This window comes from Snodgrassella communis, assembly GCF_914768045.1.
Lineage (GTDB): Bacteria > Pseudomonadota > Gammaproteobacteria > Burkholderiales > Neisseriaceae > Snodgrassella > Snodgrassella communis.
The window spans coordinates 1-26,916 of the sequence record NZ_CAJZCD010000016.1 but is presented as its reverse complement, the minus strand read 5'-3'; the positions used below and the strand labels follow the sequence as shown (position 1 = coordinate 26,916).

Genomic DNA, 26,916 nt, shown 5'->3' with positions numbered 1-26,916 from the left:
GGTTGTTGTTGACAACGATAGACTGCTCAAACCAGTGCTGGCACTAACCAGCCCTGCCTGAGTGACAGTCGACAGACTATCCAGACGGGTATTTGCTGCATTCAGACCAGACACAGTAGATGATGACAGACTGCTCAAACCGGTGCTGGTACTGTTCAGACCTGCCTGCGTCAGTGTTGACAGACTGTGCATCTGCGTAGCGTTAATAGCATCACTTGAAGTAGCATTAATGTCTCCAGCCGCAATACCGGTCAAATTCTGATCATTATCATCACGTCTTGCATCAAAATCACCACTTATTCTGTTTCTCTGCAATGCATTTTGCTGCAACAAGATGATATTGCTGTTAGTTGTACTCAGGCTGGTAGACAGTTTGGATACGTTACCGGTTACCGTACTGAAACCATCAGCAACGATGCTGGATAGACCTCCCAGCTGGTTGTCAGTAACAGCACTCAGATTAGTCGACAAACTGCTCAGACCGGTTGAAGTAGAGTTGGACAGGCTGAAGAACTGGCTACCATTAATTACATCAGTGGAATCCGCAGTAACAAAACCAGCTGCTACATTGGTAATGCGCTGTGCACTACCACCATGACTGGCATCGTAAGCACTGCCATTCCATTGCAATGCATTAGCCTGCAAAGTAGTCAGATCCTGTTTAGTGCTGCTCAGGCTGGAAGACAAGCTGTTCAGACCGGTTACAGTTGACAGCGACAAGCTGCTCAGTCCGGTACTGGCACTGGTCAGCCCTGTCTGGGTTACAGTAGACAGACTATGCAACTGACCACCATTAACAGCTTCAGTTGAGTTCGCATTTACTGCACCTGCATCGATACCACTAAGTATTTTAGCACTGCCTTCACGGCTGGCATCATAAACACCTTTTCCTGCATTCCACTGCAAGGCGTTATCCTGCAATGTAGCTACACTGGTATTGGCAGCTTGCAACCCTTTATTCAGATCTTGCAGACTGGAAGCAGTGGCAGTACTCAGATTAGTCAGATTGCCGTTGATATCCTGAATATGTTTTGCAGTATCGGTAGACAACTGATTCAATGTTTTCTTGGTATCACTCAGGCTGTTAGTCAGGCCAGTCAGGCTTGTTTCTGTCGTAGTAGACAGGGTATTTAAAGCTGTATTAGTGTCTTTCAGATTCCTGTTCAGATCATTTACGCTGGCAATAGTGCTGCTTGACAGGCTATGTAGCTGAGAACCATTAATCACATCAGTAGAATCTGCATCTACAGTACCGGCTGAAACACTGGTAATCAGCTGTGCTGTATTTGTACCGTGATCAGCATTATAAGCACCTTTAACCTTATCCCATTGCAGTACATCTTTCTGTAATGCGGTAACCTTGTCAGTAACAGAATCCAGTCCAGTTGACAGACTGGATATATTTTTATTTACCACACTCAGATCATTGGTCACAATGCTAGACAGGCTGCCGAGCTGATTGTTAATAACGCTACTCAGATTAGTCGACAAACTGCTCAGACCGGTTGAAGTAGAGTTGGACAGGCTGAAGAACTGACCACCATTAACCGCTTCGGTGGAATTCACTGCCTCAGCTCCAGCACTAATATTGGTAATAAGCTGTACTGAACCATTATGACTGGCATCGTAAGCCTTCAGCGAGCTGTCCCACTGCAATGCATTATCTTTCAGGACAGATACACTGAATGAAGTAGAAATCAGGTTAGTATTCAGTTTATTCAGGTTTTGTATGGTATTAGTGCTAAAGTTATCCAGCTTGTTGCCAAGCTTATCAATACTGGTATCCAATGTAGTAGACAGACTGTTAAAACTCGTTTCTGCTGTACTTGCAACACTGGTAGACAGACTATCCAGCTGATGCCCATTGATGGCATCAGTAGAATTTGGTGCAACATTACCAGCAGCGACATTGGTTATTTTCTGTGCCTGACCTGTACCATGATCGGCACTATAGCCGCCAGTATAATCATTCCACTGCAATGTATCCTGTTTAAGGCTACCAAGATCACCATCAACCGTATTCAAAGTAGCTGTTAAATGATTAGCAGATGTTAAAGTACTTAAAGAAAGACTGCTTATACCTGTCTCTATTGTGGTAGACAGACTGTTTAAACTACTGAAAATAGTGCTAGAAGCACTGCTGAGACTGGCATCAGTACTGGAAGACAGCTCGGCTATACTATTGGAAGCGCTGTTAGATAAACCAGATAAATCAGTTAAAGAACTAGCAGACAAATTACCAATATTGTGCAACATACTGCTCGACAAACTGCTAATCTGGTTGAGATATGAACCAGATGCGCTGGTTAAAGCATCTTGTATGGTACTTATGCTGATAGACATTGATGCAGACAGACTGGCCAGATTTGCATCAGACGCTGTGGAAAGGCTGGACAACTGATCACCAATAATGGCATCCGATGAATTTTCTCCAACCAGACCGGCAGCAACGTGAGTAATTTTTGCTGTATTGCCAGTCACAGAACCAGCATCGTAAGCATTAATACTTGCGTTCCATTGTAACGTATTCTGCTGCAAGCTGCCTATTCTGGCATCAATATCTGAAATACCAGAAGACAGGCTGCTAATACCAAGATTAACTAAACTGCTTAAAGTAGTTGAAAAACTGTCAAAGCGCTCGCTGATCTTACCACTCAGTGTATCAACCTCACTATCGGTGGTATACAGCTGGCCAGCAGTAATGGCATCAGTTGAACCGGCATATACATCACCCTTAGCAACATTTGTGATCCGATGTTTGCCAGCTTCTTTACCATGGCTGGCATCGTAGGCACCATTTTTCCACTGCAATGCATCCTGTTTCAGAGCAGTCAGATCATTATTTGTTGCACTCAATGCTGAAGACACACTTGAAGATAAATTTGTGATATCACTGTCAATACTGTTTTTGTTATCAGTCAGTTTGTTCAGATTTGAATTAATCACACTACTCAGAGAAGAAGATAAACTGCTGATGCCAGTACTTATGCTGTCAGACACATTTACTAATTTAGTGTCCAGTGAACTAATGCTGCTATTGGTACTGAATAACTGGGCACCAGTCACTGCATCAGATGATCCCTCTTTCACATTACCTGCGGCTACATGAGTAAGTCTATTCTGGGCGCCGGCCACACCATGGCTGGCATCATACGTACCCGCTCCTGAGTCATCAGAATTACGCTTCCATTGCAGCGCATCGTTCTGCAAACTGGAAATACCACTGCTGATGCTATTTAATTCTGTAGCCGTAGTGGCAGACAAGTCTGTCAGTTTGTTGCTGGTTTGCTGTAATAATCCGGTTAAAGTAGATATGTTCTTATCGGATATAGTATGCAGAGAGCTGGTTAAAGTGCTTACACCACTCTCTACTTCCTCAGCCAGATCACTGATGGCCGTATTGGTGTTATACAACTGATTACCTGTTACAGCCTCCTTTGATCCTTTGTTCAGGAAACCGTCAAGAACATTAGTAATTTTATTTTTATCGCCCAAAACACCGTGACTGGCATCATATACACCCGCTCCTGAGCCATCAGAGTTACGTGTCCATTGCAATGCATTCTGCTGTAGCACAGGAATTTTGTCGTTTATTTCCTTCAGGCGTGTATCGGTTGCAGTAGACAGGCTGTCCAGACCTGCAAAAGAAGAATTTTGCAATACAGTAGACAGGCTGCGCAGATCGTGTGTAGTTTTCCGTTCAAAATCTGTTACCCTTTGATCAAATGAAGTAGAAAGCAAGCTCATCTGGTTATTAGTACTGTATAACTGTGCACCGATTACGGCATCTTTAGAGTTTTGCTGCGTATCTCCTTTAGCCACATTAGTAATGCGCGCCTTATTGCCATTAGCATCGCTGGCATCATAGAAACTACTATTCCACAGTAATGCATTTTGCTTAATGGTACTCAAACTAGCATCCGTAGCAGCCAGACTAGAATCGATAGCCGTCGAGAAAGAATTTAACCCATTAATCAGTGAATTATTCAAATTACTTGAAAGACTAGTCAGATTTGAAGCAACTGAGCTGGATAAACTACTCAATCCGCTATCCAAACTGGTAGATAGAGTGGCAACACTGGTATTGGTGCGGACTAACTGATCACCAATTACGGCATCGGTAGATTTGTCATGTACATTACCTTGATCGACATTAGTGATTTTATTTTTGCCGCCTACCTGACCATGGCTGGCATCATAGGCTTTCAGAGAGCTATTCCATTGCAATGCATTTTGCTTTAATGTTGCTATATTGCTGTTAGGCGTTTTAAAACCGTTTTCAATAGCAGCTGCCAGCTTCTTAATTTCGCTTGCGGATACACCATTTAATTCTTGATTTACTTTCTCTATTGCTGAAGCAGTAGAAGTGGAGAATGAGTGAATCTGGGCCATAATTATCGCCTCAGTTGAACCCGGCGCGACATTGCCAGCAGCTACATTGGTAATTCTCTGTTTTCCAGCAATACCATAATTGGCACTAAATGCTTTATCTGAACCATTCCACTGCATTACTTCCTTCTGTAAAGTACTAATACTAGCATTAAGGCCGTTTACAAGGCTTGTCCCGTTTTGCAGTGTATTGTCAGAATTCTGCTTTAACTGTGAACGCAGATCAAACAGATGACTTGCAGCTGAATTTGCTAATGTACTCAGAGATACACTTGTAGAATAAAGTAGTGCTCCATTGACAGCATCCGTTGATGCGCTATTCAAAGTAGCTTTGGCAACACCAGTTATTTTCTGGTTTTGTTCAACCCGCTGAGCATTAAAACTGTCACCGGCCAGCCGCAACATTTGTCGCTGTAAAGTGGAGATATCTTTATTAACATCATCAACCGAACTTAGGGCAGATGTTTTAAGCTCGCCTACGCGAGTATCTATTGAAGTATTCAGATCATAGTACTGGCCACCGGTTACTGCATCAGTTGATGTCAAGCTGGCAATATCACCGGCCTGAACATGAGTAATTTTCTGGTCTTCAACTTTACCATCATGATCATGTCTAGCACTGTATGCCTGAGCATTTTCATTCCATTGCAGAGCATCAGTTTGCAAAGCAGATATTTTATCGTTAACTACATTCAGGTTGGTCGATACTTGTGTCAGCTGCTGGTGAACTGACGCAGATAGTGAATTAGATAAACTGCTGAAACTACTGATAACCGTACTGGACAGGCTGGTAATATTCGAATTAGTGGTATACAACTGCCCGCCATTAACCATATCCGTTGAATTGGGATTACTTATATCGGCCGGAGCAACACCGGTGATTTTCTGCGCCACACCCTGATGAGTAGCATGAAATTTCAAATCTGCCTCATCCCGCAGTATAGTATTTTTCCGCAAATCACTAATAGCAGTAGATGTAGAAGATGACAATCCCTGCAGATTACTATTTAGCGTCTTTAATGATGAAGAAGTTGAGCTTGTTAAGTTATCCAGACTTGTGGATATTGTAGTAGATAAACTACTAAGATCAGTACTTGCTCCAGTTGAAAGATCACCACGTCCCTTGGTTATAGAAGACAATTGGGTAGAAATAGAAAAAGACACAGTTGATAGACTGACGTTTGTTTTATATAACTGTCCGCCAGTAATCGCATCAGAAGATCCTGGGATTGCGTCACCCTCTGCTACATTGCTGATTTTTTGCAGGGGCTTATTCGTATCTGCTTCATATACTCCTTTAGTATCATTATACAAAAATGCATCACGGGTTATCTGGCTGATACCTGTTGAAACTGAAGTAGACAATGCTTTGTAATTGTCGAAACTTGCCGTCAATTGCTCTTTTGCTTTTAATTCCAGATCTTTAACTGCAATCTCATTCTTGGTTAAACTGTCATTGACGTCTTGTTTCACCTTATTAACCAGCGTGTTAGTAGCACGTAATTGTTTACCAGTTACAGCATCAGTAGAATCTATGCTGTCAATATTGCCATCGGCCACACCGGTTATTTTCTTTTCTTCGTCGGAAGCGAATGCTTTCTCACCATCCCATGCCAGTATTGTTTGCCGCAACTTGCTGATGTCATTATTACTTGAGGCTAATTTATCTATTCTTTTATCTATGGCGTTCACTGAGGTACTAACGGATAACTCAAAGCTACTCGCGTCTACATTGAGGATATTAAGACCAGTACTTATTGTGGATGACAAACTACTCAAGACAGAATTTGTTGTATACAACTGCCCGCCATTAACCATATCGGTAGAATCAGCAGAAAGCTGCGCAGGAGCAGCCACATTGATTATTTTATGCGAAACTCTGTTGTCGGAAGAACCAGCATTATAAGCACCATCTTTATACAGCAATGCAACCTGTTTTAATGAATTAATACCTGTAGCAGAAGAAGTTTCCAGCTCAGAGATATTTGTGCTTATCGTTCTTAATTTTTCATTGGTGTCTAATGAAGTAGAATTTATTCTGCGATCAATTTCAGTTATGTTATCAAATACTGAAGAGGAAACACTTTCAATAGCAGTATTAGTTGGAGGCAGAGCAGCCTCAAGGCTTGTAGACAAGCTACTCACACTGCCTGAAACAGAAGAAGACAGATTCTTTAACTGGGCAACATTGATGGCATCGGTATCCTGTGTACCGGCTGCAACATCTGTTATCTGACGCGTAATATCTCGTTCCGAGTTTCCTACTGTTACCGCACCAGAGGTACTTTTCCATACTGGTGTGCTTGCGTCCGAATCAGTATCAGGGTTATAGCCAGCTGCATTTTCTGCTCTATCTGCAAGCGAACCGTTACCCAGAGCAACCGCGCCATCAGCCGTGGCTTTGGCTTGATTTCCCACCGCAATTGCGCCAATACCATTGACAGTGGTGTTGTTACCCAGTGCCAGAGTATCCTTTGCACTGACCTTGACATCATTACCAATTACTATTGTGCCACTACCGGTAACGTCTGCAGCAACACTCACTGTATTGCGGTTACCAATAATATGAGCACCATCAATAGCATCATTAATGTGATTATTATTTCCGAATATAGTGGTATTGGCAGCTGTAATATCAGAATTAGTATCAGCACCAGAATTACTGTTACCCAAAGACAGGGTATAGTTTCCTTTAATACGGGTATAATCTGATGCCCCAGCAGCTTGCAGACCGTCAGTAGAATTGAACTTGGTCGCTGCCCCCGAGTTGCCCACAGCGATTGACCCCTCTCCCGAAACCGCATTACCGGAGCCAATACTGATACTTTCCTTTGCTTTAGCCACATTGCTATTACCGATGGCTACAGCGGAGTTCCCATCAGCCTGTGATTGCACCCCAACTGCTACAGCTCCATCTGCAGCTGCATTTGACTGCAAGCCAAGAGCAACGCTGCCCACTCCATCAGCATTAGCTACAGAACCTAAGGCAACAGCAGATACACCTGCAGCCTGTGATGACACACCGATAGCATTGGAAGCACGTCCACTAGCCAGTGCAGCTACACCAAACGCCTGAGCACCGCCGGCTATGCTTGTGGCATTAGCACCGAAAGCCAGTGAATGATTACCCGTAGCGTAAGAACCACAGCCATAAACAAATGAGTTAACACCATATGCGGATCCATTTGCGTTAATCGCACCACCAGTTGGCCCTCCCTGATAACCTGAATTGCCATTGGTCGTTCCATTTCCAGTCCAATTTTCTACTTTAGTGGTTTCACCATATGGATTATAGGAAAGAAAGGATTGATTTTGTGCAAATCTCTTATATTCTTCCAGAGCCGAAAGACCAGAAAGACTATTACCACGACCTGCAACAATGTCATGACCACAATAATTATCATCTCCCTGCAGAACAACTGCATTGACACTGACCTGTCCAAGGTTACCCCATATGTTATAACCATTCACATTCGACCGATCTGCAGCATAAGCATTTGGAATAGCCAAAGACATGTTCACTAACGACGCAATCATGCCTACTTTAAAGGTATTCAAGCTGATTTTACCTATCAGCGATCGTACTGAGGTCTGGGCAGAAACTGTATTTGCTTTGGTTTTACTTTTAGCCAATTCGGAAGCAGCCACCCAAGTCTGAGTGGTCTCATTCCATATCGCACGATATATTTTATTCAATTGGTTTACTCCTAATTTTTTAAAATCATGCGTTTATCAAAAATATCCGGATAACTTAAAAATTCGTTAAATTTTAAGGTAAATTATTAAGTAATATAACATAAATATTTGTATAATTGTAGTTAACTGAGTACGGCTGTTTAACTGGCTCAACGGCCACTTAATCTGGCCTAAAATAAATTTTTTTTATAAACAAAATATTATATATATTTTAGAATTAGAACCAGTATTTACATCGCCAATGCAACATCTGCCTATCTGGAATTAGATGTATTATAAAAGCGACAATATGCTAAATAACTTAGCTTATGTCTATTATCATTAGCATTAACAGTGAATTAAGTAAACAGGATATTGTTAATATATTCATAGTAGTTCAAGCAGACCGTTTTATCTGCCTGTTCGGGCAATAGTGGATTAATACATATCAAATCTGTAGTCATGCACAGCCGCACTGCCAATTAGAATGGACGCTATAAAACTATGCGCTCAAATGTCTGGTTAAAGTTGAAAGCCATTGGAAATAAATTAAGACGGCTAATTAAGTGCTATAACATCATCTGTCCGGGCGAAATTAAGATACACCAAGCCTCAGCCTTTGCTTAATACTGAGATAAAGTAATTGGGCAGAGAATAGTTATTTGTCGAGATTGCTGATTTCTGGCGCAAACAATACGCAGGTATTGACTCCGCTCTATTTCAATTTAGCTTAGCGCAGGTTTTGCACATGATGTTTTAGCCTGATGCTATTGAATGTATTCATTCAGATATTGAACATGTGCATCAGAGAATATGAAAATACCAGCTTGTTAAAAATACGTGATAACCATCAAATAAGGCTGAATATAACAAGCCCGCCTGTTCACAGACGAGTAATCAAGCTGAACAGGGACGCAGGCATAAATGCAGATGGCTAATCAGTAAATATTTCAGTATTGCAAAGACAGGAAACCAAAATTTAAACGGTTTATTAGCAACTAATATAGTATTAAACCGCATAAAGCGATTCCGGGCAAAACGCCATATGAAGTTTTAGAAGATTATTTTATAACGAACTGTAAGCAATCCGCCTCGTCCTGCATTAATAGCCACTAAAGCCAGCAATTACTTCTGCATCAAAATGTTGTTCTGCCAAAAAAATCTATTTTGCCTTAGCAGATAATTAATCTGTGATAAACACACTGCAACCTTGCCTTCATAGCGTAAGTTTTATCCATGTGCATATCTATGTCAATGCAGTATCCATTCAGCTAAGATTGATGGGGATACTTTTGTTGGATTCAGTTTACAGCTATTTATTCTGTGCTCAGCAATGATTTTAAGCCTGCTGGAGCGGATAACGGGATTCGAACCCGCCCGAACTGCTTGGGAAGCAGTTATGCTACCACTACATCATATCCGCATAAAGAATTTTTAGTATAGCCGTTAATATCCTTGGCACAGCCGTACCAGAAAGCTGATGATTATAACTGTGTTATTCACAACTATCCACACAATATACAAGGGAAGCGCTTGCAAAGCATTGAATAAAATAAAACTGTGTATATTTTTTACGGCTATCAGTCTGCCGATAATCTCTCCCTGAATCGTTCGGCGTTCAATAAGTTTACCTGAACAGATAAATAAGCTGAAAAACTGGATAGGTAAACAGAATCAGGCAGGCTATTAAAGAAATGATAAACCTGCCTTTTATCGGAAGCTGCTAAACAATTGCATAATCGTATCCGTTTTTTTGCTCAGCAGCCAGATATACCAGCATGGCCAGTAATTTTATCTTGTATTATTCTGCTTGTAGTCTGTACCGCTACATAAAATATTATCCACAATCCATTTCATTAATGCTTAAATTTATAATAGCCAAGAATCAATAATTTAAATGAGCTGGCAAAACTGTAAATACAGCTGCTGATGGTCTGTTCAGCCATCTGCTGATTTCAGCGCTTTTGCTCCGATATCATGCCGGTATTGCATCCCTTCAAAATGTATTGGTTCCAAAGCAGCATAAGCCTGTTTCTGTGCTGCATTCACATCAGTGCCCAGACCCACTACACACAGTACCCGCCCACCATTAGTAATCAGCTCATGGCGGGAGTTTAGTGCCGTACCGGCATGAAATACTTTACCTGTTTGATTGGCAGTAACCACACCGGAAATCACATCACCTTTGCGGGGTGCCTGTGGATAACCGGCGGCAGCCAATACTACACCAACAGCAGTCTGACTACTCCAGCTCGCGGTTACCGTATTAAGTTCGCCAGCCAGTGCTGCCTGTATCAGCTCCACCAGATCACTTTGTAAGCGGCACATAACCGGCTGTGTTTCCGGATCACCAAAACGACAGTTAAATTCGATAGTATACGGAGCACCAGTTGCATCAATCATCAGACCTGCATACAGAAAACCGCGATAAGGATGGCCAGCAGCCTGCATGGCTTTAACCACAGGCAGAATGATTTCATCCATGACCCGTTGATGCACAATCGGGGACACCACCGGTGCAGGTGAATAAGCTCCCATTCCGCCAGTATTAGGTCCTTTATCGTGGTCGAGTAAACGCTTGTGATCCTGACTGGTAGCCATAGGTAAAACATGTTCACCATCTACCATTACAATAAAACTGGCCTCTTCTCCCTGTAAAAATTCCTCAATAACCACTCTGGCTCCGGCTGCGCCCATGGCGTTGCCCAGCAGCATATCGTCTATTGCCTGATGAGCTTCGACCAGTGTCATGGCTACGATTACGCCTTTGCCTGCAGCCAGACCATCTGCTTTAATTACAATAGGAGCACCTTTTTGATTAACATACTGATGTGCGGCATCGGCATCAGTGAAAGTCTGATAGGCTGCTGTAGGAATTCCCTCTCTGGCCATAAATGCTTTGGCAAAATCCTTGGAACTTTCCAGTTGGGCACAATACCGGCTCGGGCCAAAAATAGCCAGACCCGCAGCAGTGAAATCATCCACAATACCGGCGGCCAGTGGTGCTTCTGGTCCAACTACCGTAAACGTAACCTGCTGTTCACGGCAAAATGCAATCAGTTGCTGATGATCGCTTATTGCAATATTGTGCAGTTTCGGTTCAGTAGCAGTACCGGCATTACCCGGCGCCACATATACTGTACTCACTTTAGGCGACTGTGCCAGCCGCCAGGCCAGAGCATGTTCTCGCCCGCCACTACCTATGACCAGTATTTTCATATATTCCCCTCGCCAGAATATGGTTTGCAGATTGTCTGTAAATCTTTATCTGTACCTTTAAGCAATAATCTGCGTTATTCAATTGTCCAGTTTAACATCAATTGCCCGCTGTTGCCGTAAAACAGCCAGCGCATTTTCCAGTTGTGCAAGCGGTATGCGTACATGCAGGCAGCAGCGCTGCTGTAAATCCTGCTGTAATACTTGCGCCTGCTGCTGCTTGCACCAGCGCAATGCTTCACTCAGATGTGCATAATCACAATAAAGCTGTAATTGCTGGCATACATCCAGACAGATTTTTTCAGCGGTGGCTATCGCAGTAGCTGTTGCCGTTTTATAGGCCTGAATCAGCCTCGGCACACCAAGTAAGGTACCACCAAAATAGCGTATTACTACCACCAGAACATCTGTAATGGCCGCAGAATCAATCTGACCGAGAATTGGTCTGCCGGCACTACCAGCGGGTTCACCATCATCATTGGCACGATAACGGTTACCGTCTACGCCCAGACGCCAGCCAAAACAGCAATGTCGTGCTTTATGATGCTGCTCACGCAATGTTTGCACATGCTGGCGGATTTCAGCTTCACTTTGTACCGGCCAGGCAAATGCCAGAAAACGGCTGCCTTTATCCTTAAATTCGGCCTGTGCAGGAGCAGCCAGCGTAGTATATTGATAAATCGGATTCATGTTTTTGCTACAGCCTGTCTGATGGCCGCCACAAAAGCATCAACTTGTTCAGCAGTGGTATCAAAACTAGTCATCCAGCGCACCTCTCCTTTGACTTCGTCCCAGTCATAAAAATGAAATAGCTGGTGCAGCCGGGTGCGGGCGGCAGCTGGCAAAACAGCGAATACTGCATTAGCCTGCGTTTTGCGGGTAAGCGTAATATTCTGAATTCCGGCCAGTGATGCCGCCAGACGTGCTGCCATAAGATTACTGTTAGCTGCTAAACTCAGCCACAAGTCATCTTCCAGCCAAGCCAGAAACTGAGCAGAAATAAATCGCATTTTGGATCCGAGCTGGGCATTGATTTTGCGTAAATACGGCATGGCTGCATGCGTATCGGCGCACATGCTGATAATACATTCACCCTGTAACATCCCGTTTTTTGTACCGCCCAGATTCAGCATATCCACACCTGTATCAGCAATCATGGTTCTGACATCAGTATTTTCTGCTACCAGTGCATTGGCCAGCCGGGCGCCATCCATATATAGCTTCATATTATGCTGATGACAGTAATCAGCCAGCGCGCGGATTTCAGCCACACTGTAACAAGTACCCAGTTCAGTTGTCTGGCTGATATACACCACAGCCGGCTGGGCGCGGTGTTCTGTTCCGAAACCATAAGCCTGTTTTGCAACCAGTTGTGGTGTTAATTTACCATCAGTGGTAGCAATAGTTAACAGCTTCACACCAGCCATATGTTCAGGTGCCACACCCTCATCACACTGAATATGTGCACTATCGGCACAGATGACTGCTCCCCAGCGAGGCAGCAATGCCTGTAGAGCAGTAATATTCGCACCGGTACCATTGAAAACCGGAAAAGCTTCAGCCTCTTCGCCAAATAACTGTTTTATTTTCTGCCGCAAGGCAATAGTGTAGACATCTGCACCATATGCAGGCAGATGGCCACCATTAGCCACCATCAATGCTTGTAAAATTTTAGGGTGTATACCAGCGTAATTATCTGAGGCAAAGGCAAAACTCTGATTATCATGTAAACAATTCATGGGTATACACCAAACAGAAATTTTATGAACGGTATAATAAAAACTGCCTGAATACAACTCATATTCAGGCAACCCAGCGGTAACAATAAACAATAAAAATATTTTTATACCGGATACGAAAATGAGTAATCAACTTACTATACTGGCTACATAGTGTAATGTTTCACGTGAAACATTGCTATATCTGTAATCACCAATTCAGCAGGCAATTGCTTTTATCTGCTGAATGAGTTCAGGAACAGCGGTATGTAAATCAGCCACCAAGCCGTAATCAGCAACCTTAAAAATAGGCGCATCTGCATCTTTATTAATAGCCACAATTACTTTACTGTCTTTCATTCCGGCCAGATGCTGAATAGCACCAGAAATACCAATAGCAATATATAAATCGGGTGCCACAATTTTACCAGTCTGCCCTACCTGATAATCATTCGGGGCATAGTCTGCATCTACAGCTGCACGCGAAGCACCAATAGCCGCATTCAGGGTATCGGCCAGCGGATTCAGCAGAGCTGCAAAATTTTCTGCACTGCCAAGCCCGCGCCCGCCACTTACCACGATCTTAGCTGTGGTCAATTCCGGATGTTCGGATTCTGTCAGCTGAAGATCGATAAAACGACTCAGCTGCGGTACGGCCACAGGAGCAATATGTTCGATAACAGCTTGTCCGCCAGTAAGTTCGGCCAGAGCAAATGCTGTTGTACGAATAGTAAGTAGCTGTTTTGACTGTTGACTGCGCACAGTCTGTAATGCATTGCCGGCATAAATCGGGTGAATAAAGGTTTGCGTATCTACAATCGACGTTACGTCGGAAACGGGGGCACAATCAAGTAAGGCAGCAACGCGCGGCAGCAGATTTTTACCAAAACTGGTAGCAGCAGCAATAATATGGCTATATGAGTCAGCCAGTTGCACCACCAGCGGAGCCAATGTTTCTGCCAGAGCGTGAGCATAGACAGTTGCATCTGCCAGCAAAACCTTGCGTACACCATCTATTTGCTGAGCCTGAATGGCTATCTCAGCCACGTTATGTCCTGCAATCAGAATATCTACTTCACCCAGTTGCCGTCCGGCCGATACCGCAGACAAGGTAGCCTCATCCAGACAGGATTGCTGCTGTTCAGCAATAATCAGTACTGACATTGGTATCTCCTTTAAAAAACTTTAGCTTCATTATGTAACCTGTCCACCAGTTCGGTTACATTTTCAACCATCATACCTGCCGAACGGGCGGCTGGTTCAGTCACTTTCAGCTGTATCAGCCGAGGGCTGATATCCACGCCCAGCTCAGCTATTGTTTTTTTCTCCAGCGGTTTCTTTTTAGCCTGCATGATATTGGGTAGTTTGATATAGCGCGGTTCATTCAGGCGCAGATCAACACTGATCACCGCAGGCAAGGTCAGCGCCAGCCGTTCCTGCCCGCCATCAATTTCGCGAGTAATCAGTACTTCATCGCCAGCCAGTTCTATTTTACTGGCGAAAGTGCCCTGAGCAAGCTGCATTAAGGCTGAAAGCATTTGCGCAGTCTGATTGGCATCATCATCAATTGCCTGTTTACCCAGCAATAATAACTGTGGCTGTTCTATAGCGGCCACAGCTTTTAACAGCTTAGCGACAGCCAGTGGCTGGAGTTCCTCATCCGTTTCCACATGAATAGCACGATCAGCGCCCATGGCCAGAGCTGTCCGCAGGGTTTCTTCACACTGTTTCACCCCGAGCGATACCACAACCACTTCAGTAGCCTTGCCCGCCTCTTTTAAACGTACAGCCTCCTCCACCGCTATTTCATCAAACGGATTCATCGACATTTTTACATTACCAATGTCCACATCTGATTCATCTGCTTTTACGCGTACTTTGACGTTGTAATCAACAACGCGTTTTACTGCTACCAATACTTTCATCCGAACCATCCTAATATAGAAAATCAGCCAATTAATATGATTCAACTGTTACCATAATTCTTAACTAACCTGACATAGTAGCATAAGTACAGGTAAGCTGACGATAATTAGCCGGTAGTAACATTCTACTGGCATCATTAGCCTGTGGATAATATCAGTTGGCAGCCATAGATGCATTCCTTCACACATTGCAGCCCCTGCTGAACAATATTTTAGTCAATAACGATAACCGATATTTTCCGCCAGCTATGCACTCTTGACTGATTACGAAACATGCCAGACAGAAAGATGAATTAATAATATTAATCATAGACTTAACCGCCACCCTACTCTGACAGGTTTATTAACAGCTAAGGATAATACTGTAATCAGCCACTGTATTTAAGCTTGATCTTTACATTATTCAAGCTAAGCGCAATCCCAGACAATATCCACATAGCGACAATTAATGTGGAACCATCAGTGCGCCAGCGATACTGATTATCCACAATCAGAGCATTTATATACGCCAGAATGCTGCCGAATAATTGGCACCAGCTAAGCAAAATATAAATTTATTAATAATAATCAATATGTTAAATAAACTTAATTTTAATTTAAAGCCCGCTACTTCAATGGTAAAAAGTGGGCAGTGAGCAGTTATCAACTGTGAAAAAAAATCTGCTTAAAATTAAATACCAATCTAAATAATAAGCTGCATATTTTATCCACAATTTATATACATATATATGCACTTGTTTCATATAATAGTTGCTGTTCAGATAAATAATATGGTGTCCGGTTTTATGTCTTCTTTTTCCACAGTGCCGCACGTGCACTGGACGATCCAACCAATTGGCTACGTTTATTCTCCGTATAAACAAAAGTTTGGTGTTGCCCGGCAGCCGGGTCTGGTATCGGCAGCACGGGCATATATAGATTTGTCTGCAGAATTCACCGCTGATTGTGTGCGCGGATTAAATGATTACGACTATATCTGGGTACAGTTTGTTTTTCATGCAACCATTAAAGATGGCTGGCAAGCTTTGATTAGACCACCGAAACTGGGCGGAAAAGAAAAAAAAGGCGTTTTTGCCACCCGCAGTCCGCACCGCCCGAACCATCTTGGCCTGTCACTGGTTAAACTTGAGCAGATTGAATATTGTCCACAGATCCGTTTGCATGTAAGCGGGGTGGATTTTCTGGATCAGACTCCCGTTATTGATATCAAACCCTATATTCCTTTTGTTGAGTCTAAACCGGATGCAAATTGTGGTTTTGCACATGAGCGTGAATTACTAAGCGTGTACTGGTCGCAGACAGCTTTAGAACAACTGGCATTATTTTCTTTAGATTCAAATTACTATCAATTAGTTACCCAAAGTCTGGCTCAGGATCCGCGGCCTGCACATCAGCATCATGCAGACAAGATTTTTATTATGCACTTACTTGATTGGGATGTTTTGTTTCAGATTAAAGACAATATTGTTGAAGTTACCGGGTTAAGAAAACATGTGTAGTATTGAATTACTATTCAAATAAAAATATAAATAATAAAAGGATGGGGATAAAGAAGAAGCCATACATCCTGTGGAAAACTTAAAAAGTTCAAATTAATCACATGATTGTGCATTAACAAGTCAAAACCTGCTTCGGGGTATGAATTGTGGATTGTGTGGATAACTTTGATAGAAATTAATCTGCTTGTGAATAACTGCCGAAAAAGAATGCTGATAGCGATAATTTATCCACTTTTTGATAAAATTCATTACTTAGATTGGGGAATTTCGCTACCATAGTGCAATCGGATTAAGCAGGAATATAGACATGTTGCAGCGTACACTAGCAAAAAGTATCAGTGTTACCGGTGTGGGTTTGCATTCTGGAGAACGGGTACGGCTCAGACTGCATCCGGCAGCATCGGATAGTGGTATTCGTTTCCGGCGGATTGATCTGGCCGGAGAACAGGGGCGGATAGTACGGCTGACGCCTGAACTGATTAATGATACGCGTCTGTCTTCCACTGTAGTCACAACAGATGGTATTCGTATCGGTACTATAGAACATATTATGTCGGCATTCGCAGCCTATGGTATTGATAATATTCTTGTGGAACTGAATGCGCCGGAAATTCCCATCATGGATGGTTCCAGTTTACCTTTTATTTATCTGTTACAGGATGCCGGAGTGATTGATCAGCCTGCTGAAAAACGGTTTTTACGGATTAAGCAGCCGGTAATGCTTACAGAAGGTGATAAATGGGTAAGATTTACTCCTTATGATGGTTTTCAGGTTACCTTAACTATCGCTTTTGATCATCCGGTTTTTAATCGCAGCAACCAGACTTTTCAGATTGATTTTGCTGGGCAGTCTTATGTGGATGAAATATCGCGGGCGCGGACTTTTGGGTTTATGCAGGAAGTGGAGCTGATGCGCAGCCACAATCTGGGGCTGGGGGGAAACCTGAGTAATGCGATTGTAATTGATGATATGGATGTTCTTAATCCGGAAGGTTTACGTTATCCGGATGAGTTTGTGCGTCACAAAATTCTGGATGCCATCGGCGATCTTTATATACTTGGTCATCCGGTTATCGGTGCTTTTGAAGGCTATAAATCCGGCCATGCAATAAATAATGCGCTGCTGCGTAAATTACTGGCTCAGCCGGAAACGTATGAGTGGGTAACTTTTCCACATAATCGACAATTGTCTTCAGCTTTTCATCCTCTGCCTCAGGTAGCCTAAAGAGAATATAGCATTAATCAGGCACAGAATATGCTATAATTCCAACACCGTTAAAATAGCAAAGCCAATATAGTTATCATCTGGCTTATGTATATTCACTATTCGGGGATAAGAAAATGAATTATCAGGCTGTTGTAGCACAATTACTCAACGTAGAAGGTGCACTGGCAGCTGCAGTGGTTGATTATGATAATGGGATGCTGATGGCTGGTAGTGCTATCAATAAAATTGATCTGGAAATTGCCGCAGCCAGCAGTACCGAAGTTATCCGCTCAAAAATCAAAACCATGCAGATGCTGGAGTTGAACGATGAAATTGAAGATATACTGATTACCCTTGGTCATCAATATCATCTGATCCGGCCGCTGAAAAAGCTGGGCAGCCTGTTTTTGTATTCTGTCCTTGACAGCAGTAGAGCAAATCTGGCTCTGTCCCGCCGGGCTTTAATTGATGTTGAAAAGCAAATGGCGCAGTAATAGTATTTGTTATATTGTTATGGTGCTGGCTGAAAATTTTATTGTTTTGCAGACAGGACTGATCTGTCTGCTGTTTATTAGCATCTTGATGTATCTGCATATTATCCAAAGCAAATTTTAGATCTGATAAAACGAATAATCATTATTGTGTTTGGATGACTGGCAGAATTTTCTATATGCTTTAACACTAGCCACTAATCATGCCGGTTATCGTGTTTAACCGCTTTACTGCTAGTAGCTGGTTGATGTGCTAACCAGCCATTTTTTTATACGCTTGATACGGTATGGTCTGATTTTAAATAAATTGTCCCTTTTTTAGCGGATTGAATTTTTGATAATCAATGATTTTTTGCCAGTATTTAAAAATATGCCAATTGGTAATTATTTTTTAATCAGGGTAAATAGCTGTTAATCGGGAAATTGTGGTGTTAATAAGACAATAATGTTGTCTAAACAATGTATTTAATAAACATAGATATATGTACAATATAAAAATTTAATATTTTAAATATATATATCTTTCAAATATTTATAATTATAAAAAAATAGCTGCTATTGAATCCAGTTAATTGTTATCTGCTCTTATTTACTTCATGCAAACAAATATTTATGTTATATTACTTAAAGATTTAACTTTAAATTTTAACTATATCTATTAGTTATCTAAAATTTGTTTGACGGCATGATTTCTAATCAGGAGTAAACCAATTGAATAAAATATATCGTGCTATATGGAATGAATCAACCCAGACTTGGGTAGCTGCTTCCGAACTAGCTAAAAGCAGGACTAAATCTGATACAGTTTCCTTTTTGCCTGCTGCTGGCCTGATAAGCAGCAAGTCCAGATTTAGTTCAATTTTCAGACTGAGTCTTGTGGCCTCAGTTTTGAATATATCGTTACTATCAGCAACTGTATATGCTGCTAATGTAGCAATTATCGGGGGTGATAACAGAGGTGATTCTGGTATGCCTCAATCTGGCTATCAACACGCCAGCCACGGTTCCGTTATTCTTAATGGTGCCAATGATTATTTAAATAGTGCTACTGGTGCGCTGCATCCTGACAATCGTCTTACCTGCGGTGCTGATGATGTTGCGGGTAGGGGAAAACCTGGTCGTGATGGCATTGTTAAGGAAATAAGCGCATTAGAGGAATATAATCGCTTTGCTGAAAATCAGGTATTTGACAATAAAAATCCATATGGTACAAACACCGGAATTGTAAATGCTAATACTGCTGCCATGCAGGGAACCTCCACTGGTGGCTCTAAAAGTAAAATGCCGGTAGCTTATGGCGTATATTCTTTTGCCTCCGGTTGTGGTTCTTATACCAGTGGTAACTATTCAGTGGCTTTCGGCACCAATGCTACTGCTACCGCCGGTGGTGCAATGGCTATCGGAACGGCAGCTCTGGCTTCTGGGCGTGCTTCAATTGCTTTTGGTGTTGGCGCTGAGGCTTCCGGTGTTTCCAGTGTGGCTTTGGGTTCAGTAGCTACATCTGAAGGTGTAGGCAGTGTGGCAGCTGGTCTGATGTCTAAGGCCAGTAAAGATGGTACTGTAGCATTAGGCGTACAGGCAAAGGCTCAAGCACATTCGGCTGTGGCTATCGGTAATTCTGCTGAGGCAACGGGTGAACAAAGTATCAGTATTGGTTCAGCCAATAAAGTCAGCGGCAAAGGTTCTGGCGCTATTGGTGGTTCTGCTACAACTACTCTATATGATGGAGTAAATGGTAAAAAGTTAGCAGATGCTAGCGGAGTAACAGAAGTAAAAGGTGACGGAAGCTATTCTTTCGGTAATCAGAACGGTGTGATCGCTGCTGACAATACTGGCGTATTTGGTAATCAGAATATTATTGAAATTGATTCTGCTGGCTCAGATAAAGCCGATAATGTCAGAATAATGGGTAACAACAATACCGTTTCTGCAAAAGCCAGCGGTGCCATGATAGTGGGTAATGCCGCTAAAGTCAGTGCCGCCGATGCTCTGGCTCTGGGTAATAATACTGAAGTTTCCGGAACTAATGGTGTTGCTATAGGTAAAAATGCTACGGTCAGGGTTGATAATGGTGTAGCTCTGGGTAGCGGTTCTGTGGCTGCTACAGCAAAAGGTAAGACCGGATATAATCCTTTGGCTGGTGTTACTCGTGCCGACGAACTATCATCATCAGTATGGACAAGCACAGAAAACGCCGTGGCTATTGGTAATGTTGATGGAGGCATCACTCGGCAGATTACCGGGCTGGCAGCAGGTTCAGAGGATACTGATGCTGTAAATGTGGCGCAGTTAAAAAGTCTGGATAGTTCCACGTCATCCAGTCTTTCCTCACTGTCTTCTTCAACCTCAAGCAGTTTAAGTACGCTTAACAGTAATTTATCTAATCTGAGTTTATCTACTTCTACAAGTATTTCGTCAGTTAACTCCAGCCTGAGTACTTTTGTAACTTCCGTTGATAGCCGCATTAGTACAATCTCTACTAGTTTATTTTCGGTAAGTAATTCGGTTTCAACCAGTATTCAACATTTGCAGGAAGATACATTACAATGGAATTCGAATCAACAGGCTTATGATGCGGCACACGGGGGAAAAGCAGCAAAAATTATTAATGTTGAAGCCGGTGATACTTCTGCGCCGGGGTCAACTGAAGCCATTAATGGCGGACAGTTGTATTCTACAAATACGGCATTATCCAGTTTAAGTTCTACTGCGGGAAGCAGTATTTCTACTGCAGTAGATAAATTTGAGAAATTGTCTACTTCCGTTAATGAGAAACTGTTTCAATCAACGAATAAACTCAACAACACTATTGATAGCGTTTCAACCAGTATTGATAAGTTAAATCGTGATGCGTTGCAGCTGAAAAATGATATATACGATGCTAGCCGCGACGGAAAATTACAGAAAATTACAAATATTGCTGCCGGTGATACCTCTTCTGCCACATCGACTGATGTAGTTAATGGTGGACAGCTGTTTACAACTAATTCCAGTATCTCTAGTCTCTCTACTGCCACTGATCTGAGCCTGAAACAAGCAAACCAGCTGAGAGAAAGTGTATCCCTGTCTGTTGCGCAAGGAATTCAAGGCACTAACGAGAAGATTAAGGAACTGGCAACTTCAACCAGCAACAGTATTGAGCGTCTTGATGATCTAGCTTTAAAGATTAAGGGCGGTGTTTATGATGCCAAATATGGCGGAATAAATCGTAAGATAACTAATGTGGCTGCTGGTGATATAGAATCAAGTACATCCAGTGATGTGGTTATCGGCGCGCAGTTATATACTACCAATACCAAGATCAGTACACTGTCAACAGACACTGCAACGAGTTTGCAAGAGGCAGATACGAAGCTATCAGCACTGTCGACAGAAATTGACAGCAAGATTACAATCCTTTCTGGAGCGCTTACCCAAAAAGTAGATAATGTATCAGGCTCTATCAGTACCAATAATAGCAGTATAAGTGTAGCCTTAAGCAGTTTGAGCTCTATTACAGCTACAGACATTCAGAAGCTGAAAACTGATGCGTTACAATGGGAAGGTAATGCTTTTAATGCCTCCCGTGCGGGTAGTGCACAGATAATTACTCAGGTTGCCGCTGGTGATATTACATCTGTTACATCCAGCGATGCGGTTAATGGCGGCCAGCTGTATACAACCAATTCAAATCTGGCTATTTTAAGTGGAAGTGTTTCTAGTGGGTTGAGTGGTTTGTCAGACCAACTGAATACTTCAACTTCAAGAGATATCGGTAGCCTGTCTACAGTGGTTAGCAGTATCAGTAATGGTGTTGGTACGCTGCAAAGTAATGCTCTGCTGTGGAAAAATAATGCATATGATGCCAGCCATAATGATGCTCCGCAGAAAATTACCAATGTTAAAGCTGGTAATACTGATCAGGGGTCAACTGATGTAATTAATGGTGGCCAGTTGTTCAGCCTTTCTACTGCTACTGTAACTAAACTGAATGATGTTAAAACCTCGTTTAACTCAGAGTTAGCTGACAGCAAAGCTAAAATAACAGAGGTAAAAAATCAGGCACTGTTATGGAATTCAAATATAACAGCATATGACGCGCGTAATAAAGATGGTGTTGAGCAGAAAATTACTGGTGTGGCTCGAGGTGATGTAACACCAAATTCTTCTGATGTGGTTATTGGTGCGCAGCTATATGAAACTAATCTTGATGTGAATTCATTATCTACATCAATTAGTGGAGGTTATAGTAGCTTAAGTACAGCTTTAAATAGCTCTTCTACCTCGATTATTAATAGCTTGTCTACACTTGTGGATGGTAGTCAGAAAGATATCACTGCTCTGCAAAAATCTGCTTTGCAATGGAGTAGTGCTGATAAGGCTTACAGCGCCAAATATGAAAATGAAAACCAGCGCATTACCAATGTATTGGATGGTAATCTTGCACCAGATTCAACAGATGTTGTAACGGGTAAGCAGTTGTATACTCTTTCTAGCTCGACAGTAGCCAGTTTGAGTAGTTTGTCTACTTCACTAGAGGGTTTATCTGCTAAGGGGCTCAGCAGCCTGTCTGTTGCACTCAGTAATGGTTTGAGTACTACTAATTCTGATATCACAAGTTTGCAGCAGGATGCTTTGCAATGGAACGGCAAAGCTTATGATGCCAGCCATGGCGTAGCAGGCGGAAAAGAAAGAATCACCAATGTGGCTGATGCTTCTTTATCATCGGGTTCCAGCGATGTGGTTACTGGTGGCCAGCTGTTTACCACCAATACTGCTGTCAGCAGCCTATCTACCAGTCTGGATAGCGGATTAAGAACTTTATCTACTACAGCTGAAACGGGTCTGTCTAATCTGTCAGATAATCTGAATAGAACGCTGACAACCGGTCTAGGATCGTTGTCAACTACACTGGATAATGCTCTGGATTCAACCAAAGCCAAAGTAAATGCATTACAGAAAAATGCATTGTTATGGAATGGTGAAGCCTATGATGCCAGCCATGGTGTAGCAGGCGGACAGGAAAAAATTACCAATGTAGCTGATGCCTCTTTATCATCAGGTTCAAGTGATGTAGTCACTGGTGGTCAGCTGTTTACTACCAATAGTAAGTTAAGTGATTTGTCTAACGAAGTTAACACTGGGTTGAATTCGCTTTCCTTATCAACAGCAACTGGTATTTTCAGCCTATCCTCCGCCCTGAATAATTTTGCCGATAGCAAAATAAGTAGCCTATCTACAAGCTTTGAAACCAAACTGACAACAACCAACGCCAGCCTTTCATCTTTGCAACAGAATGCACTGTTATGGAATAATGGTGTTTATGATGCTACTCATAACGGACAGGCTCAGCGCATTACCAATGTACAGGACGGAAGTGCTACGGCCGGATCCAGTGATGTCGTTACCGGTGGCCAGTTGTTTACTACCAATAGTAAGCTAAGTGGTTTGTCTGGTAGTGTAAGTACAACTTTATCTGGGTTGTCAACCTCATTGCAGGATATAAGTGACAATAGTCTGACCGGTTTGAAAGAAGAGTTGAAAAAAACTAATGAAAAGCTGAACGAACTAACTTCGTCAACATCCTCTTCTCTCAAAGAAACCAGTACTAATGTTGGCTCATTGCAGCAGAATGCCCTGTTGTGGAATAAGGATATAAATAATGGTGGAGCATATGATGCCAGCCATAATGGTATATTCCAGCGCATTACTAATGTAAAAGAAGGTGCATTGGAATCAGATTCGAGTGATGTGGTTACCGGTGGCCAGTTGTTCAAAACGAACAGTAAAGTAAGTAAACTTTCTGCTAGCATAAGCTCAGTATCTAATAATGTAGTAACTGGTTTAAGCAGTTTGTCTTCATCACTGATGGATATAAGTGATAAAAATCTGGCTAGTTTGTCAACTGGCCTGAAAGACACCAGCAATAAACTGACTGAATTGTCTGCATCGACTAGCAGCAGCCTGACTGCTACTGGTTCCAGTGTGAAAGCATTGCAGCAGAATGCATTGCTATGGAATGATAATATCAATGGTGGCGCTTATGATGCCAGCCATGGTGCAGCAAATATGCCGGGTAGAATCACTAATGTGGCCGATGGTAATTTGGCAAAGGACTCAAGCGACGTTGCCACTGCTGGACAGCTGCATACTACCAATACCAAGATTACTAGTCTTTCCAGCAGTGTTAGTACCGGCTTTGATGGTTTTTCTTCATCTTTGAGTACCATTATGAAAGCTGGTGGTGTCAGCAGTCTGTCTTCGGTGGCAGAAGTCATTAGCGGTAAGGTAACGCAGCTGGAAAAGAATGCATTACAGTATAATTCAGGTCTGAATGGTTATGATGCCAGCAAGGCAACTGGACAAGCTGCGAAAATTACCGGAGTTGCCCAAGGTGCTGTCACAGCAGCTTCTAGTGATGTGATTACTGGTGCACAGTTACATAGTTTGTCAGTCAGCACTAGTACTAATGTCACTAATGTATCTAAGTCCGTATCTACCAGCTTAGGCAATGTTGAGCAAACATTTAATACCCTGTCCACTATCTGGCCGGAGAAATTCAATAGCTTGTCCACCAGTAGCTCAACTGCATTCAGTAGTCTGTCTACTACGGTATCTACTGCTTTTAGTAGCTTGTCTATCAGTACCTCAGGCAGTGTGGCCAGCTTGTCTACCAGCACCTCCAGCGGATTGAGCAGTCTGTCTGTCAGTGCTGCAAACAATGTTGCCAGTCTGTCTACCAATACCCAAAACAGCCTGAACAGTCTGTCTAGTAGTTCTGCTACTGTATTGGGACAATTAAGTACTAATTTGAGTACAGCCAGCAGTAATGTAGCAGGGTTGAAGCAAGATGCATTGCAATGGAAAAATGACAGCTATAGTGCTGATCACGGTACCGGTCAGGCACAGAAAATAACCAATGTCGCCGCTGGTGATGTTGCTCCGAACTCTACTGATGCCATCAATGGGACTCAGTTGTATAGTTTGTCTACTGGTATCAAAAACGCTGCAGATACACGCTATAACAGTTTGTCTACTACACTGGGTGATCGTATTGGTACAATTGATGGCAAGCTGCATAGCTTGACTATTTCTACTACATACAGTCTGAACAGCCTGTCTTCCGGACTGAGCAGCACTAATCAGGATCTGACTACTTTGCAGGCTAATGCCTTGCAATGGAATGGCAGTGCTTACGATGCCAGTCATGGTGGCAGTGCCCAGCGCATTACCAATGTGGCAGCGGGCCATATAGCAGCAGATTCTACCGAAGCGATTAATGGTGGCCAGTTCTTCAGCCTGTCCAACTCTACTTCAACCGGACTGAGCAGTTTGTCGACTAATCTGAGTAGCGTTATTAACAATCAGCTCGGCAGCCTGTCTAGCATTGTGACCAATGATCTGAGTGTGATAAATAAAAATATATCCAGTCTGTCAACTGGTCTGGATTCTGCTACTGGTAATGTTGCTGCATTGCAGAAAGATGCATTGCAATGGGATAAGGTTAAAGGTGTTTATAAAGCTGACCATGGTACAGGTGAGGTTCAGAAAATAACCAATGTGGCTGCTGGTAATGTGGCTGCTGATTCGACTGATGTGATTAATGGTTCTCAGCTACATAGCCTGTCAAGCAGCACTATTGCCAGCGTAAATGATCTGAACAGGAATCTGAAAGACACTAATACAGCTTTAAATACCCTGTCTACTACGACAGAAACAAGCCTGACTGGCCTGACTAACAGCCTGAGTGATACCAAGAAAACATTGAATCAGTTGTCTACCGATACTGCAAAACATATTCAGGATATCAATGGCAATCTGACTAATCTGAGTACTGCCACTGCTTCCAGTCTGCAAGATCTGAATAAAGGGTTGCAAGCTACCAATACCAGTGTAGCTACATTGCAGGATAACGCCTTGCAGTGGAATGCAGGAAAAGGTGTTTATGATGCCAGCCGTGAAGGCAGTGCTAAAATACTTAGTGGTATCGGTGCAGGTGCAGTAAATGCGAACTCAACTGAAGCTGTTAATGGTGGTCAGTTGCATAGTCTGTCTACTGTAACCCAGACAGGACTGGCCAGTGCCAGTACCGGACTGAGCAGCTTGTCGCTGTCAACTGTAACCGGTCTGAACAGCTTGTCTTCCAGCCTGAGCAGCACTAAACAGGATCTGACTACTTTGCAGGCTAATGCATTGCAATGGAATGGCAGTGCTTACGATGCCAGTCATGGTGGCAGTACACAGCGCATTACCAATGTGGCAGCGGGCCATATAGCAGCAGATTCTACCGAAGCGATTAATGGTGGCCAGTTCTTCAGCCTGTCCAACTCTACTTCAACCGGACTGAGCAGTTTGTCGACTAATCTGAGTAGCGTTATTAACAATCAGCTCGGCAGCCTGTCTAGCATCGTGGCCGATAATCTGAGTACGGTAAATAAAAATGTATCCAGTCTGTCAACTGGTTTGGATTCTGCTACTGGTAAGGTTGCTGCATTGCAGAAAGATGCGTTGCAATGGAATGGCACCGCCTATGATGCAACTCGTGGTGGTCTTGCTCAGAAATTAACTGGTATTACTGGTGGCAACATTAGTGCCGGCTCAAGTGATGCCGTTAACGGCGCTCAGATGTATAGTCTGTCAACACTGACGCAGACAGGTCTGAACAGTACCAGCACCGGTTTGAGTAGTCTGTCATTATCTACTGCATCTGGTCTGAATGCAGCAAATACCCGTCTGGATAGTCTGTCGACTGTCACTCAGGCAGGGCTGGTTAGTGCCAGCACTGGTTTGAGCAGTCTATCGTTGTCAACAACAACC

10 protein-coding genes, 1 tRNA gene and 1 pseudogene are annotated in these 26,916 nt (G+C 42.8%); 5 read left to right on the top strand and 7 right to left on the bottom strand.

All coding sequences use genetic code 11. The features are described from left to right. The 7 genes from MJ761_RS10405 to MJ761_RS10375 all read right to left on the bottom strand — a co-directional run. Window positions 1-8,085: ESPR-type extended signal peptide-containing protein (locus MJ761_RS10405; RefSeq protein WP_239450465.1), on the bottom strand; the 8,085-nt coding region annotated here is incomplete at its 3' end. A gap of 1,328 nt (window positions 8,086-9,413) precedes the next feature. After that, a tRNA-Gly gene (locus MJ761_RS10400) sits at window positions 9,414-9,487 on the bottom strand. 515 nt (window positions 9,488-10,002) lie between these two features. Further along, entirely contained in the window at window positions 10,003-11,283 is a 1,281-nt protein-coding gene (gene purD, locus MJ761_RS10395) for a phosphoribosylamine--glycine ligase (protein ID WP_093093791.1), read from the bottom strand. Window positions 11,284-11,361: 78 nt separating this feature from the next. After that, window positions 11,362-11,970 carry an IMPACT family protein gene (locus MJ761_RS10390; protein ID WP_093093789.1) on the bottom strand — a complete coding sequence of 203 codons (609 nt, stop codon included), beginning with the start codon at window positions 11,968-11,970 and terminating at the stop codon, window positions 11,362-11,364. Continuing rightward, window positions 11,967-13,019: a threonine aldolase family protein gene (locus MJ761_RS10385; protein ID WP_093093787.1), complete on the bottom strand. Its 1,053-nt coding sequence runs from the start codon at window positions 13,017-13,019 to the stop codon at window positions 11,967-11,969. The genes MJ761_RS10390 and MJ761_RS10385 overlap by 4 nt, the downstream gene beginning before the upstream one ends. A 198-nt stretch (window positions 13,020-13,217) precedes the next feature. After that, window positions 13,218-14,162, bottom strand: coding sequence for an electron transfer flavoprotein subunit alpha/FixB family protein (locus tag MJ761_RS10380; protein ID WP_093093785.1), 945 nt, complete (start codon window positions 14,160-14,162; stop codon window positions 13,218-13,220). A gap of 11 nt (window positions 14,163-14,173) precedes the next feature. Next, window positions 14,174-14,923 carry an electron transfer flavoprotein subunit beta/FixA family protein gene (locus MJ761_RS10375; protein ID WP_093093783.1) on the bottom strand — a complete coding sequence of 250 codons (750 nt, stop codon included), beginning with the start codon at window positions 14,921-14,923 and terminating at the stop codon, window positions 14,174-14,176. Between the two features lie 812 nt (window positions 14,924-15,735). Between MJ761_RS10375 and tsaA the strand changes: the two genes are divergently transcribed. From tsaA to MJ761_RS10355, 5 genes and pseudogenes are all read left to right on the top strand, one after another. After that, a complete protein-coding gene (tsaA, locus tag MJ761_RS10370; protein ID WP_093093795.1) occupies window positions 15,736-16,422 on the top strand; it encodes a tRNA (N6-threonylcarbamoyladenosine(37)-N6)-methyltransferase TrmO in 687 nt (228 codons plus the stop codon). Between the two features lie 307 nt (window positions 16,423-16,729). Continuing rightward, window positions 16,730-17,647: a UDP-3-O-acyl-N-acetylglucosamine deacetylase gene (gene lpxC / locus MJ761_RS10365; protein WP_093093781.1), complete on the top strand. Its 918-nt coding sequence runs from the start codon at window positions 16,730-16,732 to the stop codon at window positions 17,645-17,647. A 116-nt stretch (window positions 17,648-17,763) separates the two neighbouring features. Beyond that, entirely contained in the window at window positions 17,764-18,123 is a 360-nt protein-coding gene (locus MJ761_RS10360; protein WP_093093779.1) for a hypothetical protein, read from the top strand. A 708-nt stretch (window positions 18,124-18,831) separates the two neighbouring features. After that, window positions 18,832-18,915, top strand: a pseudogene (locus MJ761_RS11060) (ESPR domain-containing protein); the annotation flags it as partial. A 174-nt stretch (window positions 18,916-19,089) separates the two neighbouring features. Continuing rightward, on the top strand, window positions 19,090-26,916 hold a 7,827-nt coding region (locus MJ761_RS10355; RefSeq protein WP_239450464.1), incomplete at its 3' end, for a hypothetical protein.